Genomic DNA, 18,081 nt, shown 5'->3' on the forward strand with positions numbered 1-18,081 from the left:
TCAACTAGGGAGCCTAAGATGATTTCGAAACTGAAACTGGCCGGTGCGGCCATTATCGCCTCCATGGGCATTTCTGCAGGTGCCTCTGCACAGGAGTTCATCTCCATCGGCACCGGCGGCGTGACCGGCGTTTACTACCCAACCGGTGGTGCAATCTGCCGTCTGGTCAACAAAGGCCGCAAAGAGCACGGCATCCGCTGTGCTGTGGAATCCACCGGCGGTTCTGTCTACAACATCAACACCATCAAAGCTGGTGAGCTGGAATTTGGCGTTGCGCAGTCTGACTGGCAGCACCACGCCTACAACGGCACCTCCAAATTCTCTGACAACCCGTTCCCGGATATCCGCGCGGTGTTCTCTGTTCACCCTGAGCCATTCACTGTCATCGCGCGTTCCGACGCCGGTGTGAGCAGCTTTGCTGACCTCAAAGGCAAGCGTGTAAATGTTGGCAACCCTGGTTCCGGTCAGCGCGCCACCATGGAAGTGGTGATGGACGCATATGGCATTGGTATGGACGACTTTGCTCTGGCAACCGAGTACAAAGGTTCCGAAATGGCGAAGCAGCTGTGTGACGGCAACATCGATGCAATGATCTACACCATCGGCCACCCAGCCGCGGCAATCAAAGAAGCAACCACCACCTGTGACGCAAACCTGGTGAGCGTAACCGGCCCAGAAATCGAAAAGCTGGTTGCTGACAACCCGTTCTACCGCGTCGCAACCATCCCGGGTGGCATGTACAAAGGCACCGATGGCGACACCACCACCTTCGGTGTTGGCGCAACCTTCGTGACTTCCGCGACCATTCCTGACGAAGTTGTCTACGTTGTCGCCAAGTCCGTGATGGAAAACGTGGAAGACTTCCGCAAGCTGCACCCTGCGTTTGCAAACCTGGACCCAGCCGAGATGGTCAAGGACGGCCTCAGCGCACCTCTGCACCCAGGTGCCGAGAAGGCCTACATGGAACTGGGACTGAAGTAAGGTCAGCCTGAGTTTACAAGTATTGGAAGCGCCCCGAAGTCCATTTCGGGGCGCTTCTCAACAAGGGGTTCAACGGGGAAGATTATGGCTCAAGATCATCAGAATGATGGCGCGGCCAAAGCCGACGCGCTGGTTGCGGAAGTCGATACTGGCGCACGCAACGCCGAAGGTTTTCAAGGTCAACTAATCATCGCGATCTGCATCATCTGGTCGCTTTTTCAACTTTACATCGCATCAAAACTTCCAGGTGTCCTGGCGCAATCAACCGGCTTTACCGGGTTTGCCAACATCGTGGGACAGGCGCGCTACATCCACCTGGCCTTTGCCATCGCTTTGGCCATTTTGGCCTTTCCGATGTTCAAGTCGTCGCCACGTGATCGTATCCCACTTTATGATTGGGCGCTGATCGCATTGGGCGTTGGCGCTTGTTTGTACCTCGTTGTTTTCCGCTACCAGATCGCGGACCGCCCCGGCCTTTGGACAACCGCCGACATCACAATGTCAGCAATTGGCATGGTGGTGTTGATGATCTGTGTCTACCGCTCTTTGGGGCTGCCTCTTGTGATCATCGCAGGCTCTTTCGTGTTGTTTGCCTTCTTTGGTGGCAACTCTGAATGGGTGCGCGACATCACCAACTATGGAGGCGCATCGCTTTCCAAGGCTCTTGGCCACTACTGGATGCAGACCGAAGGCGTGTTTGGTGTCGCCCTAGGCGTGTCGACCTCGATGATCTTCCTATTTGTGCTGTTCGGCGCACTTCTTGACCGTGCTGGTGGCGGCAATTGGTTCATCAAAGTCGCGATTGCTTTGCTTGGCGCCTTACGTGGTGGACCTGCAAAGGCTTCGGTTTTGAGTTCGATGATGACCGGCATGATCTCCGGTAGTTCGATTGCCAACACAGTGACAACCGGTACGTTCACCATTCCCTTGATGAAGCGCATTGGCTTCCCTGCTGAAAAAGCCGGGGCGGTTGAAGTCGCTTCTTCTACCAACGGCCAGTTGACCCCGCCTGTAATGGGCGCGGCGGCGTTCCTGATGGTGGAATATGTCAATATCCCATACATTGATGTGGTCAAACACGCGTTCCTACCCGCCGTCATTTCCTACATTGCGCTGCTATACATTGTGCATCTGGAAGCTTTGAAAATGGAGATGAAGGGCCTTAAAAAGGCCGGTCGTCACATTGGGCCTATCATGATTATGGTTCTGTTCCTGACCGGCTTCCTCGGTCTGGCAGCAATCACCTTCGTGATGATTGGCGTGCGTAACCTGCTCGATCCTGTGATGGGTGATAGTATTTATGCAGCGATTGTTCTTCTGGCGATTATGTATCTCGCACTACTGTACTTGGCCTCCAAGTATCCAGATGTGGCGATGGATGACCCCAATGCGCCGCTGGAAGCGCCCCGCCTGACCCCGACACTTCTGGGCGGTGCCTACTATTCCCTGCCAATCTTCATTCTGGTGTGGAACCTGATGGTGAAAACGGAAAACCTTGACCGTTTGTCACCGGCGCTTTCGGCCTTCTGGGCCACGATCTTCATGATCATTGTCGCGTTGACACACCGCCCGATCAAAGCCTTCTTCCGAGGCGAAACCGCGCTCAACACCGCGTTTTCCGTTGGCTGGGCTGACTTTGTGCAGGGCCTGATCATGGGCGCACGCAACATGATTGGAATTGGCGTGGCAACCGGCGCTGCCGGCATCATTGTCGGCACCATCAGCTTGACCGGAGCGCACCAAGTGATTGGGCAGGTCATTGAAGTCATCTCAGGCGGTAACCTGATCATCCTGCTGGTGTTGGTGGCAATCCTGTCTCTGATCCTAGGCATGGGCCTGCCAACCACAGCGAACTACATTGTGGTAAGCTCGCTCATGGCGCCGGTAATTGTCAGCGTTGGGGCACAAGCAGGTCTCGTTGTACCGTTGATCGCGGTCCATATGTTTGTGTTCTACTTCGGCATCCTTGCGGACGACACGCCTCCTGTGGGCTTGGCGGCCTATGCCGCAGCGGCCATCTCTCGCGGCGATCCAATCAAGACCGGTATTCAGGGCTTTGCCTATGATATCCGGACCGCTTTGTTGCCATTTATGTTCATCTTCAACACCGATCTGCTGCTGATCGATGTGGGGCTGGCAAAAGCAGTGCTGGTGTTTTTCATCAGCCTGATCGCGATGTTGATATTTGCAGCCGCCACGCAGGGCTACTTCATCGCGAAGTCGAAACGTTGGGAAAGTGCAGCCTTGCTCTTCATCGCCTTTATGCTGTTCCGTCCGGACTTCTTCCTAGATCTGGTGACAGAGAAGTATCAAAGCGTCAGTGGTCCACAGGCTGTGCAGCTTGTCGGCGAGCAACCGGAAGGCAGCTTGATCCGCTTCAAAGTTGAAGGACCCGATTTTGACACCGGCGAAAACCGGGCAACCACCATCACCATGGTCTATCCGGGCGGTGAGCCTGATGCCGCGATGATGGAGAACGGGCTGACTGTATTTGAAGAAGACGGCAAGCTGTTCCTTGAAGAACCGTTCCCAGGCACGCCGTACTTCGGGTCTTTGGGCACCGAGTATGACTACTACGGTGATACGCCAGTGGTGATTTCCCAAGTGGAAGTTGAAAACGAGCGGATGCCGAAAGAGCTGTTCTTCATTCCGGCGCTTCTGTTGTTGGCCGGTCTGATGCTCATTCAGCGGCCTCGCGCCACGCAGCCTGCATTCTAGGGAGACGCGATATGTTTAAGACCCTACTTCTGACAGTGGACGTAAATGACCTGAAAGGGTCCGAACGTCCGGCCGAGGTTGCCAAGTCCATGGCCACACGCGACGGTGCGGAGCTGCATATTATGAATGTGGTTCCGGATTACGGGATGTCGATTGTTGGCTCGTTCTTTAGCTCGGACCACAACAAGGCGATCCTTCAGGAAGCCAAGGTGGCGCTGGAGACCTGGGCATCCGCGCGTTTTGCGGATGTCGCAAACGTGCGCCTGCATGTGGATCAAGGCACGATCTATGATTTGGTCCTCAAGGAGGCCGAGGCCGTATCGGCGGATGCGATCATTGTGGGCGCCCACAAATCGCAGCTGAAAGACTATTTGATCGGGCCAAACGCTGCCCGAATATCGCGACACGCGAAGCAATCGGTATTTGTTGTTAGATAACTTTTTGGAAGCCCGCTTTTAAGCGGGCTTCTTCTTACGCGGCCCTCATTCTCTCGGCACGGAAACATCCCAAGCCTTGTGAAAGACTTCTATGTCGCCTTCTTCGGCGCGCAGGTTAGCTTTGATAAAGAAATGATCCGCATCTACCGTCATTTCCAAATCCGCTTTCACCACAACGGACCACGAACCGCGCGACATGTGGCGCTCCCAGGCAAAGGAGGCACAGGCGGACGTTGGGTCTCCATCAACAATGGAAAATTCCTCCCAGTGTTTTGTGCCGCTCACCAGGTTTATGTTCAAATCCCGCAGCAATCCGCTATCGCTCTCAATTTCTTGCGTCGTCTTGCCAAGCCCTACATCCCGCACAATGCGTTTGCTTTCGCGCCCCTCTGTAAGCCGTTCCGTCTCCCTTGGGCTGGCAGACTTTGGACGATCAAAAGTCCACTCATCTCCGTCAGTGGTCTCGCGAACTGGAAGCATTATCGTGCCTTCATGGAGCTCCAAGGTGGCCAGCTCTGCTTCCGGCCAGACAAAAGGCCAGTAGCTTGTAGACAATGCAGCACGTAGTTTGTGACCGTCCGGAACGCGATAAGCGCATTGGTCCAGAACCACCTCCACGTCGATTTCACTCCCGACCGGCACATCCACGTTTGCGTGATGCCCTTTTCGATGCCTTAGATTGAGAAATCCGTGTGAGATGAGGGTGCTTTCCCCATTCGGATGCACATCACATAGCCGAACGGCAAGCTGCGCTTTGGATGTATCCGAGGTGAGCTTCAGCTGCAGCTTTGGCGCCCCCACCAGATCCAGAGGCTCCTCCAGTACAATGCTGTCAAAACACGAGCTCCGCAGGTCATCTTGCCGTTGATCGTCCGGTAATTCACCTGGGCCAAAGCCAAATGGGAAGTACTCCCCCGCCATTTGACCGCACGCCAAATCGGGCAACACCTGTCGTCCCACTGGCGCCATAGTGTCAGACAGCGTGTCTCCGACCAGATGCAAGGACAGGACATCAGAAGGTTTACCTGCCGCGTCGGCAATCCATCTGCCAGGCCTATGATCGTACTGCACCGCCGGAGCCACGCCATCCATCAGCCACCGGCGCATATCCGGAAACTTGTCTGCGCCGTTATCTTTGCCTTTCAGCCAGCAATCCCACCAAGCCAGCAATTCCCCCAAGAAATCGATTTGTGGCCCAGGTACAGCGAAATGCGGATACTTGTGGTTCCAGGGACCGATCAGTCCTTTCACCGGCGCAGACAGATTCTCGACAAGATGAGACACCGTGTTGCGATAACCATCATGCCACCCGCCAACGCTTAGAACCGCCGCCTTGATGTTATCATATCCTTCGCAAACGGAGCCGTGCTCCCAATACTCGTCGCGATTTTGATGCCGTGTCCATATCTCGGCCAAGCAAGGCGTGTTTTCCAAACGGTGCAGCCACATGTCACGCCAGCGGTCTCCCACAATTTCGGGGTCAGGGGGCAACGCAAACCACCCCAGCACTGTTGCAGCCCAAGCTGGGTTTTCGCCCAGCATGATCCCACCTTTGTAGTGGATGTCGTCGGCATAGCGATCCACGGTCGAGCATAAGCTGGCAACGGCCTTCAACGCTGGCGGCGCGAAGGCGGCAATTTGCAACCCATTGAAGCCCCCCCAACTGATCCCCATCATTCCAACGTTTCCGTTGCACCAATCCTGTGCTGCCAGCCACTTAATGACGGCAACACCATCGTCATGCTCTTGCGGTGAGTATTCGTCTTCAAACAACCCTTCGCTGTCACCACACCCCCGCATGTCCACGCGCACACAGGTGTAGCCATGTCCCGCAAGGTAGGGAAGTGTCAGCGCATCGCGTTCTGCGGTGCCATCACGCTTCCGATAAGGCAGATATTCCAGAATTGCGGGCACCCGCTCTGTCGTTTGCGGACGCCAAACACGAGCTGACAATTTGATGCCATCCGGCATCTTGATCCAAACATGAGATTCTTCAACAACCTCATATGGAAACTCTTGAACGACCTGCATGGGCGCCTCCTCTGCCTCTCAGTGGTAATCTTCGAGGAAACGCCACGATTTGTCAGAAAAAATTTAGCTCAAGAAAGCGCGTATGGCATCGCGTGCGTTTTCTCTGATTTCTGGTTGGCGATAATCAGACACAAACCGCCGAAACAATTGCTCTGCGACAAAGAAAGGCAATGCAGTTCGGCGCTCAGCTTCCGGCACCAGATTTGACAAAAGGAATGCCCGCCAATCATCTTGAGCCAAACCAAAGCGACGCCTTTCCGCCTTCAAAGGATAACGCAGCTGCACATCTACTAGAAACTGAGCGGCAGAACGTGACACAGACGTCCAATGCGCTTCACGGATGTTTATGCCGCACAAGACATCATCCTTGAACATCAGGTTCTCTGCAGAAAACCACCCCTGCCCTTCAATCTGAAGAATTTCCATTCCCTTTACCTGGCGCGCACGTTTCGAAAAGTTGGACAAGAGCTGCTCCAACAACCCGCAATCATTAACATCCTCGATGTTATCCAGGGACCACTCTTTCAGGAGCTTTAGACGGAACAGCGACGCCAACTCTGTGTGCTTTACCCGACCCGACGTGGCCTCCCGTAACCATTCCGCGCCCATGCGCACAAACTTGGCGCGTCTTGAGCCAGCCGCCCCCGCGATTTTCTGAGCCAGCGGTACGCCTGGCGCCTGCGAAAGGCACAACACCCCAAATTCCGGATACGAAAGCACCGCCTCTTCAACCGTGCAGTGCTCCAATCGTAAGGCTTTTGTTAGCCGGCCGATCTCAGCGACACGACCCTGCACTTCCTGGCGACCGCCATCGGAAAGATGCCGACAAATACGAAGTTTTTGATCCCCATGTCTTCCAATGAACTCTTGGTAGGAGTTGTCTAAACTTACAACGCGTCGAAGCTTTATGTTAGCCCCGTCAGGAAGGCCCTTAAGAAGCCTTTGAGTTTCTGAAATCGCCGCTTTGGTCTGCGATGCCTGCTGATTGCTCTGGTGTTTTTGAACAGATGTCTGGAAACCCAGCCGCTCTTCGGAAAAGCCCGTTGCCCCAAAAATCTGCACCAGTTTGTCATCCAACAACCAGTCGTCCACCGACACTGCAAACCGCGAAAAGTACCAATGCAGGTACTTCGCATAGTCGTACTTCGCTGTCAGAGCCGCGCTCAGAGCATTGGGAAAATCCTCGGGTGTTCGAACCGTCTCCGATACATGGTGGAAATCCGACTTCCCAAACAGAATGGCGGGTTTGAGATGCAAGAACCCTTCGATTGCCACCGCAGAATTATAACTCACGGTGACCGCACATTGCCGCAGGATATCATGAACATTTGCGTCTGTACCTTCTACCGGCAACCCTTCCTGCAATAGCTGCAGGATCAGTTGCGCATCATCCAATTGTTTGCTGATCGGGTGGGCTTTCACCACCACAGTCCGCCCCTCGGCGTTTTCGACGACGGTGCGCAACAGAGTTTCATTGTCACAATAGGCAGTACCTTGGCGATGAGGGTTATCGCCCTGAAGAAACACCGCAATACAGCCTTCCGGTATTTCGGTAACGTCCTCTTTCGGGCCATACCGCGACCGGCGCTTCTTTACCAACCTGTCTTGCAAACTGCGGAACTTGGAGGACGCCAAGACGGTATTTACGGTTGCAGGGTCATAGGCGACATGTCCTGCGCTGCTGTCGGCAAGAACGCCCTTTGCATCGAGATGAAAGTAAGGAGGTATGTAAGCCAACGCTGTGTTCAGCGCGTTAGCCTGCTGCACCATTCCGTTTTCGATAATATGCAGGTTTTCCGCTTCCAGATAGTCGGACCAATCCGTCCTTTGTGGCGCGCGCAAGGCCTCATGGCGCCGACGCACCTCAATTTCGCCGCCACGCGTTGTGACCAACTCGTGAATTTTGTGAAATAGGGCAAGATGAGTCAGTTCAAGGTAGTTGTCGTGGAACTGCTTTGGCAGGTGAAAAACAACTTTGGCGGCCAAATTTGCCTCCGTAATTAAAAGTTCTGCAGAGCCGGAAATCGCGATGACGCGGCCTCCAGCGCAGCTGGAATACACACTCATCCGGTCAGCTGATTAGCCTGCACATTATAAGGGGGGCTGTCCGCCCCCCACTTTCCTGCCTGCCTGTCCAAGGGTCGCTTCGCTTTTAGATTTCAATTTGGCGAAAGAGACGTTGGGACAACTATACGTGTACCGATTCGAATCAGTCAACAGGGTGATTCGGCTACCTCACTGGCAAGGCCAAGCTTGCACGGTGTTTAGGCGTTTTCTCGCAACACCGCGCCAGCAAGGTAGAGCGAGCCACAGATTAATATGCGGCCTTTAGGAAACCGAGACGCAATATCGTCCACGGCCTGCAACACATTTGCGCTTTCACCCGCCTTAAATCCAGCTTCCTGTGCCGCGCGGGCGGTTTCTTCTGCAGGCAACGTGTTTGCCTCACCCGGGATTGAAACGGCTGTTAAAGTATCCGACACCTCAGCCAACGGAGACAAATATCCTAGGATGTCTTTGGTGTTCAGCATGCCACACACCAAATGTGTGGGACGCTTTGGCAGTTTGGAGATCACATCTGCCAAGGCTTTACCAGCGGCTGCATTGTGTCCGCCGTCCAGCCACAATTCCGCACCCGCAGCGGCCTCAACCAACGGCCCCTCTTTCAACCGCTGCATCCGAGCCGGCCAACTCACGTTGCGCACGGCGGCTTCACAAGCAGCCTCGTCCGCTCCCAAATGGCGAAGAGCCGCAAGCGCAGCCCCGGCATTCTGGATTTGATGGTCTCCAGCCAGCGCCGGCAAAGGTAGGTCCAGCAACCCACGTTCGTCCTGAAACACCAGACGACCGCGTTCTTCATACACGTGCCAATGTTGGCCATAGGCAATGAGAGGTGCTCCCACGCGCGCGGCAACCTGCTCGATGACGTCCATTGCTTCATCACATTGCGGCCCCACTACACAATGCACCCCACGCTTGAGAATTCCGGCTTTCTCGGCGGCGATTTCCGCAATGGTTTCGCCAAGAAACTGCTCATGATCCTTGGATACAGGCGTGATCACTGTGAGCTCTGGTGTATCGATAACATTGGTTGCGTCCAATCGACCGCCCAATCCGACCTCCAGCAGGGTGTAATCCGCTGCGGTGCGGGAAAAAGCCAGAATGGCGGCACAGGTCGTGATCTCAAAATAGGTGATGTTTAGCTTGTTATTGGCCTCCCAGCACTCGTCCAGAACCGCGGAAAGATGTGCCTCATCAATCAGTTCTCCTGCCAGACGGATGCGCTCATGAAATCGGGTGAGATGAGGGCTTGTGTAGGCATGTACCTTGTCACCACGCCCTTCCAGGCCGGCGCGGATCATCGCCTGCGTGCTGCCCTTGCCGTTGGTGCCTGCCAAATGCACAACCGGCGGCAATTTTTCCTGAGGATTGCCAAGCGCCTCCAACAAGCGCCACATCCGGTCCAAGGTCAGATCGATGATTTTGGGATGAAGCGCCATCATGCGCGCGAGGATCGCGTCGGATGTGTTTGCGGGAGTGCCCATAGTGTGCTCCGAAAGTCTTGGTGGTTCTAAACAAAACGGGCCTCCGGTTTACATGCCGAAAGCCCATTTCCAACGACGCATTCGCGACCGTATTATTCCGTTTTCGCCTCTTCGGCTTTTTCTTCAGGTGCCTCGGCCACTTCTTCGGCTTTCTGAGGCGCGGGCAAATCTCCGGCTACGGCCGGCGACATCCCCATGAGCATCCGCAGGATCGTCACCAACTCGGATTTCAGCTCGGTCCGCTTGGTCACGCGATCCAGCATGCCGTGGTCCAGCAAGTATTCTGCACGTTGGAAGCCTTCCGGGAGCTTTTCGCCAATGGTTTGCTGAATCACACGCGGACCTGCAAAGCAGATCAAGGCGTTTGGCTCGGAAATCTGGACGTCACCCAACATCGCATAGGACGCCGTCACACCGCCTGTGGTCGGGTGCGTGAGCACAACAACGTAGGGCAGGCCCGCTTCTTTCAGCATTTGCACAGCGACGGTTGTGCGCGGCATCTGCATCAGAGACAGGATACCTTCCTGCATCCGTGCGCCACCTGCTGCAGAAAACAGCACCAATGGGCGTTGTAGCGCGATGGCGCGCTCAGCAGCAGCAATAATGGCATTGCCGACGTACATGCCCATGGAGCCGCCCATGAAAGAGAAGTCCTGGCAGGCCGCAACAATCGGGGTCCGGCCAATTTCACCTTCCGCCACCAACATGGCTTCTTTTTCGCCGGTTTTCTTTTGCGCGGCCTTCATGCGCTCCGGATACTTCTTCTGGTCGCGGAACTGCAGCGGATCGGCAACCGGTTCTGGAACCTCAACTTCAACAAATACGCCGCCATCAAAAAGCGCTTCAAAACGATCACGTGGCGAAATGGCCATGTGATGGTCACACTGCGTGCAAACGTTCTGGTTGGCCTTCAATTCGCGGTGGAACAACATCGTCCCGCACTCATCACATTTGGTCCAGAGATTGTCTGGAACTTCTCTGCGAGAAAAGATCGAGTTGATCCGCGGGCGGACGTAGTTTGTGATCCAGTTCATGTGATCGGAGTCCTCTGGTTCCAATTCGGGATGAGATAAGACGCTACGTCAGAAATTGCAATCAATGTCGTGCCTCGAAATCAGCACCAAACTCTGTTTCTACGCGGGTTTTGCGTTCTATTCGAAGCGGAATTTTCCCTATTTTGTTGCGCAACGGCGATTGAGCGCATGCAACACACTGAAATTTCATGAGGAACGGAGTGAAAGCCCATTTGTCCTATCGTAAGCATTTCGCTAAATAATCAGAACGAAGGCCGCAGATCGTTTCTCCGCCAGCAACAATAGGTCATGGTTCCAGGGCAGATGGCAAAAAGCAGACGTTTCTTTCAGCAGGCGCTTCATTCCGGTCTTGCGCGCTATTGGGCTCGCAATGCACGCAAAGCGTCCGAGACCGATTTGGCTACACTCCGAGCCCAACGTCGTCGCGCGCGTACTCTCCGGCAACATCTGGATACACTTATTGCGGTGTCCGAGAGCCGGTTGGCCTTGCCAATCATCGGTTCAAACGCTTTTCCAAAGCCGCATGGGACGGATTGGTCCTGGCGCCCCGCACTGTGGCGGGAACCCATTCCGGCCAAGGGGCGCGCGGCTGTACAAAACAAGGAAATGCTTGGCGAAGAGGTAACGCTTTTTCATGACTGCCGGATCTCCGAACTTACCTTGCGCCAACTTCGAAACCATCGGGAAAAAGACCTCGCGCCCTTTGGTTTGCGCATGGATGTTTTCCGGTTTGATGGCTCGTTCCTGTCTTTGGTGATCGACTTGCCACAAGAGGCGGTCTCCGGGTTGAAACGTGAGCATGTGGTGCGCATGGACACGATTGTCGAAATGGAAAAGCCGCTGGAGATCTTTGCGCGATTGAACATTCGTCACGGGCCGAATACCGAACAGATTGTGCGCGAACTCCCTTTGCAGGCCGAGGACATTCGGGTCGAGTTTGATCTTGCATATTCCAACCTCAACGAAAAACGCGTCGAGAAAATGTGGATCGACCTGATCTTTGAAGGTCCCGAAATGAACCAGGTTGTCCTAAGGGATGTCACCTTCTCCCGCCGACCGCGGGCCGAGTTCTAAACACTTATTGAGGATGCCCAGATGAGCGAACTCACACTGACAAAGACACGCCTGTTCGAAGGTGTTTGGGAAGGGACCCTTAAGACAATGGAGGCATCCGCACCAAAGCCGCAGGTGCACGTCACCTACCTTGGCGAGGCGGTTGCCGATGTAGCAATTGACCAGACGGAGGAAGCTGGTCTCTGGCGATTGCGCTTCCCGATCCCGAAAGAGAGCCTGTCGGATGGGGTGCAAACCGTTGTCATCACAGATCAATCCACCGAAAAGCGCCTCGATACAGTGAGCTTTATTGCAGGCGAAGCACTGGCAGGCGATTTGCGCGCTGAGATTGACCTTCTGCGCGCAGAACTGGACATGTTGAAGCGTGCGTTTCGGCGTCACTGCGTGGAAACGATGTGACCTTGTGACCTTGTGACCTTGTGACCTTGTGACCGGCTTGTGCCCTGTAGTCGCCCATGGCAACTTGCATCGACAATCAAGAGCGATGCTATGATCCCAGAGACACTTTTTGTGAGCCAACACGACCAGTTGCTGTGGGGCTCTGTAGTACTAAGTGCCTGCGCACTTATCCACGTCGGACTACTGGCCGGTATGATCGAGGCATTGGCGCACATTGGCCGATGGGTCAAAAACCGCAACCGTATGGTGCGCACCGTAACTGTGGTAGGGGCAGCGTTTGTCATGATCGTAAGCTCACATACAGTCCAGGTCTGGCTCTGGGCCGCTGTACTGCTCTACATGGACGCCTTTGAGTTCCTCTATGACGCGCTCTACTTCTCACTCGTGACCTACACCACAGTTGGCTACGGCGACGTAGTCCTGCCAGTGGAGTTTCGCGTGTTTGGTGCCTTTGGCGGCGTGACCGGCATTCTGTGCTTCGGTATTTCGACCGCGTTTTTGGTTTCCCTGATCAACAAGCTGTTGCCCAAGTCCCTTGAGTAACCCGCACACTGGGATCGCAATTGCTTTCCCAATCAACATACCTATCTACTGACTCATGATGAAAATTGCATACACGATGGCCCACGGACGGGGCGAACTGGATTTGCTGCTGTCAGATCTCGCGGCGCGGCTGGAAGAGCGTGGCCTGACGGCGCGCGGAATTGTGCAAACCAACACAGAATGCGGATCATACCATGGCTGCGACATGGATGTTCGTGTGCTGCCCGATGGACCGATCATTCGGATTTCACAGAATCTCGGCAAAGAGGCCAAGGGCTGTCGGTTGGACCCAGATGCGATGGCGTCTGCCGTGACCGCGGTTGGGCACTCCATGCAGGCCGACTTTGATGTTTTTCTGCTCAACAAGTTTGGAAGGCAGGAAGCCGAGGGACGAGGGTTTCGCGATCTGCTTGCTGAAGCACTTGAAAAAGGCGCAACGGTGATTGCCGGGACCAACCCTTTGAACGCCGAGGTGTTTGAAGAGTTCGCCGGCGGTATGGCCACCAATGTGCCCGCCGACATCGATGCGCTTTTGACCTGGTACGATCGGGTGAACGAAGAGGGGTGAGTTAGCCCTCACCCTCCATGTCGTCCAACCACGGGATTTCTCCGTCGTTGGTGAGCAGAATTGCCAAAGGACGGGTCGCCTGAAAAAACGACATGATGGTCATGATCCCTGAGGTCAGGATCACCGATAGAATTGCCCCAATAAGCCCCCAGACGGCGGTCCAGGAGGCGAGAGACACCATCACGATCACCGGACTAAGGTTCATGGAGCGCCCCATCAGGCGCGGCTCCCAGAAGTAGCCGACACCAAATTGCGCGCCACACAGCGCGGCAAACAACAACCCAACGTCCATGTTCAAGCCCCAGTCGCCCACTGCAAAAAGCATTGGCAGCGCCATGGCAATCCATGACCCGACATAGGGAATGTAGTTGAAGATCGCTGTTGTGACGGCAAAGAAGGCGGCAAATTCGAGGCCGAAGAACAGGAAAATCACCCAACACAACACGCCTAAAACCACGTTGATCAGGGTTTTTGTGGTGAAATAGGTGCCAATCTGGGCTGTGATTAAGTCGATTGTCTGCCAGACATTGGATTGCGACCGATCATCGGGAACAATTGCCGCTACTTTTTTGGGGATGCTGTCGCGTTCGATCAGGAACAGGATGGCATAAAGGAACACCAAAGCGAGGTATCCGGCGGAGTAGCTCACGGAGTTCACGGTCATTCGAATGAGACTTTGGATGTCGATATTATCAAACACCAAACGGTCGACTGATTGCCACGTGAGCTCAAACTCCACGTCAAATCGGGCCGCCACATCAGACGTGGTCTGCGAGAGCCGCTGCAGGTAGTCCGGCATCGCGCGCACCACCGGATCAAGGTTGCGGGCAAAAAAGCTGATCAAGCCAGCCAACACCACAAACAGAACAACTGTGGTCAGCATCAAACGTAGCCAATCCGGCACATATTTTGCGTAGAGCGGAATACGGCCCATGGAGCGGGAAATGCCGTCCATCAGAAACGCCAGCAGCGCGCCAAGCACAATGGGTACCAAAATGGCCTGCGCGGCATTCAAGAACCAGCCGGTGGCAATAGCGGCCAAAATCGCAAGGCTCACGGAGGCCACGCGCAGAGATGCGTTGATCTGGGACACAGGTGTTTCCTCCTTGCGCGTCAAAGGCATCCTAGCGACCAGACGCGCGGGGACAAGTCGAGAAGGTGGTTAGAACAGCGCGCGGCGGATGAGGTTGAAAGAGGCCAATAACAAAACGATCAAAGTCAGACGCTGGAACATCTTTTGGTCAATGCGATCTGAAATGGACGTCCCGATCCACATGCCCAAGAGCGCCGGGCCCACAACAAAAGCGGAAAGCATGGCCGTGTCACGGTTTAGCACGCCAGATCCAATATGGGCGAAGGTCAAAAGCACCGCGCCGAGGCCATAAATCACGCCTTGAATGCGGATTTGTTCAGCTTTTTCAGTGCCTATTGCGGTGAGATAGGTCACCGTGGGCGGCCCCCAGACCCCGGACACGCCACCTATGGCGCCTGCAACAGTGCCCACGGCCACCTCCCCTTTTGCACTTGGTTTTGACAGGCGAATAGGACGGCCAAGCAACTGGGTTACGGCAAAAAAGGCCACCGGCACGCCAATCATCAGCAGCAAAGCGCTCGAGGGCACCCAGCGCACAAATTGCGCACTGATCACCATGGCGATACCGCCGGCAATCAGGAAGCGGCGAAAGCGTTTAAGAGACGACCATGCCGCGCCTGCGCCATGACGGAACGCCTGAAAGCCGTTGCTGAATACGGTGGGGAAAATGAGCCCCGCCAAGGCCACCTCCGGCGCGAGGAAGGTACTTAGCCCTGAAATCAGCACCATGGGCATACCAAATCCAACCATGCCTTTGATGGTTCCCGCAAGCAACGCAACGCTCGCACAGAAAACCAATGCTTGAGGAGTGTAAGTCAAAAGTAGAGAATCCATACCTTGCTATAGGACCCAAATCACAGGGCAGCAAAGATTTCACGCGAAACAAACAACCAAATAGCGCGTCGGTTTGGTATTTTTGTTGCGCTGCACCTGCAAAAGGATTATGTCACAGTGCAGCATTAGAGGGTTTTAGACGTATGGCGCATGATGGACAGGACTTGGCGATGACAAACTCAGTGATTCTTCCTGATCTTCTGAAACTGACCGGAGCAGCCGTTGCGCCGGTAGAGAGCATTCTTGAGACCGCGATCGCGCGGGTGAAAGACACCGTGTCCGAGAACGGCCGGGTGTCCGGCAAGCTGATGGAACAGCACCAAACGGCAGCACATGGACTGAGCTGGCTGGCGACTTATGCGCAATCCTTGAATCAGATGCAGGCCTGGGCAGAGAAACTCGACGGCGAAGGTAAATTTGGTGAGATCGAACAGATCATTCACCAAATCGCCTTTGGTGAGTACCTCTGGCAGGTCTATGGCGGCATTCCGATGAGCCAGGGCGAGATTGTGCGTCTGCAGGATCTTGGCCTGTCTCAAGACGAAACCCGCGGTTTGATGGCGCCAGAAGTCATGACGCTCTGCGACAAAGGCAACTCTCAAGCCGCGCGTATGCGCCTTGTTGAACTGATGCAGGAGCAGTCCGCCAACATCACTGTGGGCCAATCCGGCCTTGATGAAGAGCTGGAAATGATCCGCGAACAATTCCGCCGGTTTGCGGTGGATCGTGTGGAACCAAATGCCCATGAATGGCACCTCAAAGACGAGCTCATTCCAATGGAAATCATTGAAGAGCTTGCGGAAATGGGCGTGTTTGGCCTGACCATTCCTGAAGAATACGGCGGGTTCGGCCTGTCCAAAGCCTCCATGGTTGTGGTCTCCGAGGAACTCTCGCGCGGCTATATTGGCGTCGGCTCGCTGGGTACGCGTTCTGAGATTGCTGCCGAGCTGATCCTCTGTGGCGGCACCGACGCACAGAAAGAGCACTGGCTGCCCAAGCTGGCCAGCGCGGAAATCCTGCCAACAGCCGTGTTTACCGAACCCAACACCGGCTCCGACCTGGGCGCCCTGCGCACCCGTGCTGTGAAGACCGAAGACGGCAACTGGGAAGTGACCGGCAACAAGACCTGGATCACGCACGCCGCTCGCACACAGGTCATGACCCTGCTGGCCCGTACCAACCCGGACAGCACAGACCACCGAGGTCTGTCGATGTTCCTGGCCGAAAAAACACCTGGTACGGACGAAAACCCGTTCCCGACCGAAGGCATGACCGGCGGCGAGATCGAGGTACTCGGCTATCGTGGTATGAAGGAATACGAGCTTGGTTTTGACGGCTTCAAGGTCAAAGGTGCGAACCTGCTTGGCGGTGAAGAAGGCAAGGGTTTCAAGCAGTTGATGGAAACCTTCGAATCTGCTCGCATCCAGACCGCGGCGCGCGCGATTGGCGTGGCGCAGTCGGCACTGGACGTGGGGATGCAATACGGCATCGACCGCAAGCAGTTTGGCAAATCCCTGATCAACTTCCCGCGCGTGGCCGGTAAGCTGGCAATGATGGCGGTGGAAATCATGATCGCCCGTCAGCTGACTTACTTCTCCGCTTGGGAGAAAGACCACGGACATCGCTGTGATCTGGAGGCTGGCATGGCCAAGCTTCTGGGCGCCCGTGTGGCCTGGGCCGCAGCGGATAATGCCTTGCAAATTCATGGCGGTAACGGCTTTGCGCTCGAGTACTCCGTCAGCCGCATCCTGTGTGACGCGCGTATCCTCAACATCTTTGAGGGCGCAGCGGAAATTCAGGCGCAGGTGATTGCGAGACGTTTGCTGGGCTGACACCCGCTCTCAGTTAGACAGCAGACATTGCGCGGCTCCCTTGGGGGCCGCGTTTTTCTTTGCCCTGTATTCATCAAGGAATCGGTGGCCAAAATCCGCTCAAAACCACGTCGGTATCACGTCGGTATCATGTCTGTTTTGCGGAGGTGCGTTTTTCGGGGCAGTGTGAACTGGAAAACAATAATGCACCGCGCGCTGTTGCGGTCATTTGTGCGACAATATTGATCGAAAGGGAGAGCAGAATGCGCTGTATCACGATCACCTATGACTACGATGGGGACGACATGGTCTGGGTCGCCACCTGTGAGGCTTTCATCAATGCGGTTGGAAATGATCCAAGGGCGCAGGGGTTCTCTTATCAAGTGGCGGTGGCCGACAATGGCGTGACCCGCATTCACTGGGGACGCTGGGACAGCGAGGCCACCTTGAAGCATGTGCAAAGCCAAGAGTACTTCGCAACTTTTGTGGCCAAGGTGAAAGAGTTTGCCGACGGCGCGCCGGATGCGGTGGTCGCGACGCCGCGCGACCACACGGGCAATTGGTGAGCGTCAGGCGGTCACTGCGCCGGACAGTTTCACTTTGTCGGCACGAACTCCGATCGCAATCACAGCAGAGATCAACATGAAGATGATCCATTGCGGCATGACGGTCAGATTGCCAAGAAGGGTCATTCCGTATCCGATAAACAGCGCGACAAAGCCGAGTTGTACGGCGACCATTATCCACGCCAAGGGTGGATTTGGATTGCTGGCCAACCAAGCGCACGCGCCGCCAAAGACCAGCAAGATCACCGTCACGGCGTGCCAGATCACCGCGCCAACTGCCCGCACCGATGGGGCCAACTCGCTTTCCTGAATGGGTAAATGGATCTCCGGCCCTCCCAGAAACACATGTACGCCAGTTGTCAAAAACAGCAGCCCAGCGGCGGTTATCATCCACTTGTTCATCGCATTCTCCCGAATCCATACGCTTTCGTATGGAAAGGAGTGACC

General features: G+C 55.2%; 16 protein-coding genes. 9 read left to right on the forward strand and 7 right to left on the reverse strand.

Annotation, left to right across the window (positions count from 1 at the left end; translation table 11 throughout):
- Window positions 1–18: 18 nt before the first annotated feature.
- The 3 genes from SIB38_RS01135 to SIB38_RS01145 all read left to right on the forward strand — a co-directional run bounded on the left by SIB38_RS01135 (window position 19) and on the right by SIB38_RS01145 (window position 4,136).
- Window positions 19–981 (forward strand): TAXI family TRAP transporter solute-binding subunit, encoded by a 963-nt coding sequence (locus SIB38_RS01135; RefSeq protein WP_168590971.1) that lies wholly within the window; start codon window positions 19–21, stop codon window positions 979–981.
- An 84-nt stretch (window positions 982–1,065) separates the two neighbouring features.
- Window positions 1,066–3,699 (forward strand): TRAP transporter permease, encoded by a 2,634-nt coding sequence (locus SIB38_RS01140; protein WP_294116953.1) that lies wholly within the window; start codon window positions 1,066–1,068, stop codon window positions 3,697–3,699.
- A gap of 11 nt (window positions 3,700–3,710) precedes the next feature.
- On the forward strand, window positions 3,711–4,136 hold the full coding sequence (locus tag SIB38_RS01145; protein ID WP_294116955.1) for a universal stress protein: 426 nt from the start codon (window positions 3,711–3,713) through the stop codon (window positions 4,134–4,136).
- A 45-nt stretch (window positions 4,137–4,181) separates the two neighbouring features.
- On the opposite strand, the gene SIB38_RS01150 is transcribed toward SIB38_RS01145, so the two are convergent.
- From SIB38_RS01150 to accD, 4 genes are all read right to left on the reverse strand, one after another.
- On the reverse strand, window positions 4,182–6,167 hold the full coding sequence (locus SIB38_RS01150) for a CocE/NonD family hydrolase (RefSeq protein WP_412551173.1): 1,986 nt from the start codon (window positions 6,165–6,167) through the stop codon (window positions 4,182–4,184).
- A gap of 63 nt (window positions 6,168–6,230) precedes the next feature.
- Window positions 6,231–8,153, reverse strand: coding sequence for a hypothetical protein (locus SIB38_RS01155; protein WP_412551174.1), 1,923 nt, complete (start codon window positions 8,151–8,153; stop codon window positions 6,231–6,233).
- Window positions 8,154–8,431: 278 nt separating this feature from the next.
- Entirely contained in the window at window positions 8,432–9,712 is a 1,281-nt protein-coding gene (locus tag SIB38_RS01160; RefSeq protein WP_412551175.1) for a bifunctional folylpolyglutamate synthase/dihydrofolate synthase, read from the reverse strand.
- 92 nt (window positions 9,713–9,804) lie between these two features.
- Entirely contained in the window at window positions 9,805–10,746 is a 942-nt protein-coding gene (accD, locus tag SIB38_RS01165) for an acetyl-CoA carboxylase, carboxyltransferase subunit beta (RefSeq protein ID WP_294116961.1), read from the reverse strand.
- A 303-nt stretch (window positions 10,747–11,049) separates the two neighbouring features.
- Between accD and SIB38_RS01170 the strand changes: the two genes are divergently transcribed.
- The 4 genes from SIB38_RS01170 to SIB38_RS01185 all read left to right on the forward strand — a co-directional run bounded on the left by SIB38_RS01170 (window position 11,050) and on the right by SIB38_RS01185 (window position 13,330).
- Window positions 11,050–11,820, forward strand: a complete 771-nt coding sequence (locus tag SIB38_RS01170) for a DUF6478 family protein (protein ID WP_294116963.1) — start codon at window positions 11,050–11,052, stop codon at window positions 11,818–11,820.
- Between the two features lie 21 nt (window positions 11,821–11,841).
- On the forward strand, window positions 11,842–12,219 hold the full coding sequence (locus SIB38_RS01175; RefSeq protein ID WP_294116965.1) for a hypothetical protein: 378 nt from the start codon (window positions 11,842–11,844) through the stop codon (window positions 12,217–12,219).
- Window positions 12,220–12,309: 90 nt separating this feature from the next.
- Entirely contained in the window at window positions 12,310–12,762 is a 453-nt protein-coding gene (locus SIB38_RS01180; protein WP_412551176.1) for a potassium channel family protein, read from the forward strand.
- A 55-nt stretch (window positions 12,763–12,817) separates the two neighbouring features.
- The gene (locus tag SIB38_RS01185; RefSeq protein ID WP_412551177.1) at window positions 12,818–13,330 is read left to right on the forward strand and encodes a DUF2478 domain-containing protein; all 513 of its coding nucleotides are present in this window, start codon (window positions 12,818–12,820) and stop codon (window positions 13,328–13,330) included.
- 1 nt (window position 13,331) lies between these two features.
- Here SIB38_RS01185 and SIB38_RS01190 read toward each other — a convergent pair whose 3' ends face one another.
- Both SIB38_RS01190 and SIB38_RS01195 read right to left on the reverse strand, forming a co-directional pair.
- A complete protein-coding gene (locus tag SIB38_RS01190) occupies window positions 13,332–14,423 on the reverse strand; it encodes an AI-2E family transporter (RefSeq protein WP_294116969.1) in 1,092 nt (363 codons plus the stop codon).
- A 69-nt stretch (window positions 14,424–14,492) separates the two neighbouring features.
- Window positions 14,493–15,257, reverse strand: coding sequence for a sulfite exporter TauE/SafE family protein (locus SIB38_RS01195; RefSeq protein ID WP_294116971.1), 765 nt, complete (start codon window positions 15,255–15,257; stop codon window positions 14,493–14,495).
- Between the two features lie 143 nt (window positions 15,258–15,400).
- Between SIB38_RS01195 and SIB38_RS01200 the strand changes: the two genes are divergently transcribed.
- The gene (locus SIB38_RS01200) at window positions 15,401–17,089 is read left to right on the forward strand and encodes an acyl-CoA dehydrogenase family protein (protein ID WP_412551178.1); all 1,689 of its coding nucleotides are present in this window, start codon (window positions 15,401–15,403) and stop codon (window positions 17,087–17,089) included.
- Between the two features lie 242 nt (window positions 17,090–17,331).
- A complete protein-coding gene (locus tag SIB38_RS01205) occupies window positions 17,332–17,634 on the forward strand; it encodes a hypothetical protein (protein ID WP_294116977.1) in 303 nt (100 codons plus the stop codon).
- Between the two features lie 3 nt (window positions 17,635–17,637).
- On the opposite strand, the gene SIB38_RS01210 is transcribed toward SIB38_RS01205, so the two are convergent.
- Window positions 17,638–18,036: a hypothetical protein gene (locus tag SIB38_RS01210; RefSeq protein WP_294116979.1), complete on the reverse strand. Its 399-nt coding sequence runs from the start codon at window positions 18,034–18,036 to the stop codon at window positions 17,638–17,640.
- Window positions 18,037–18,081 lie beyond the last annotated feature (45 nt).

The sequence above is a fragment of the Shimia sp. MIT910701 genome, from assembly GCF_047126315.1.
Classification (GTDB): Bacteria; Pseudomonadota; Alphaproteobacteria; order Rhodobacterales; family Rhodobacteraceae; genus Shimia.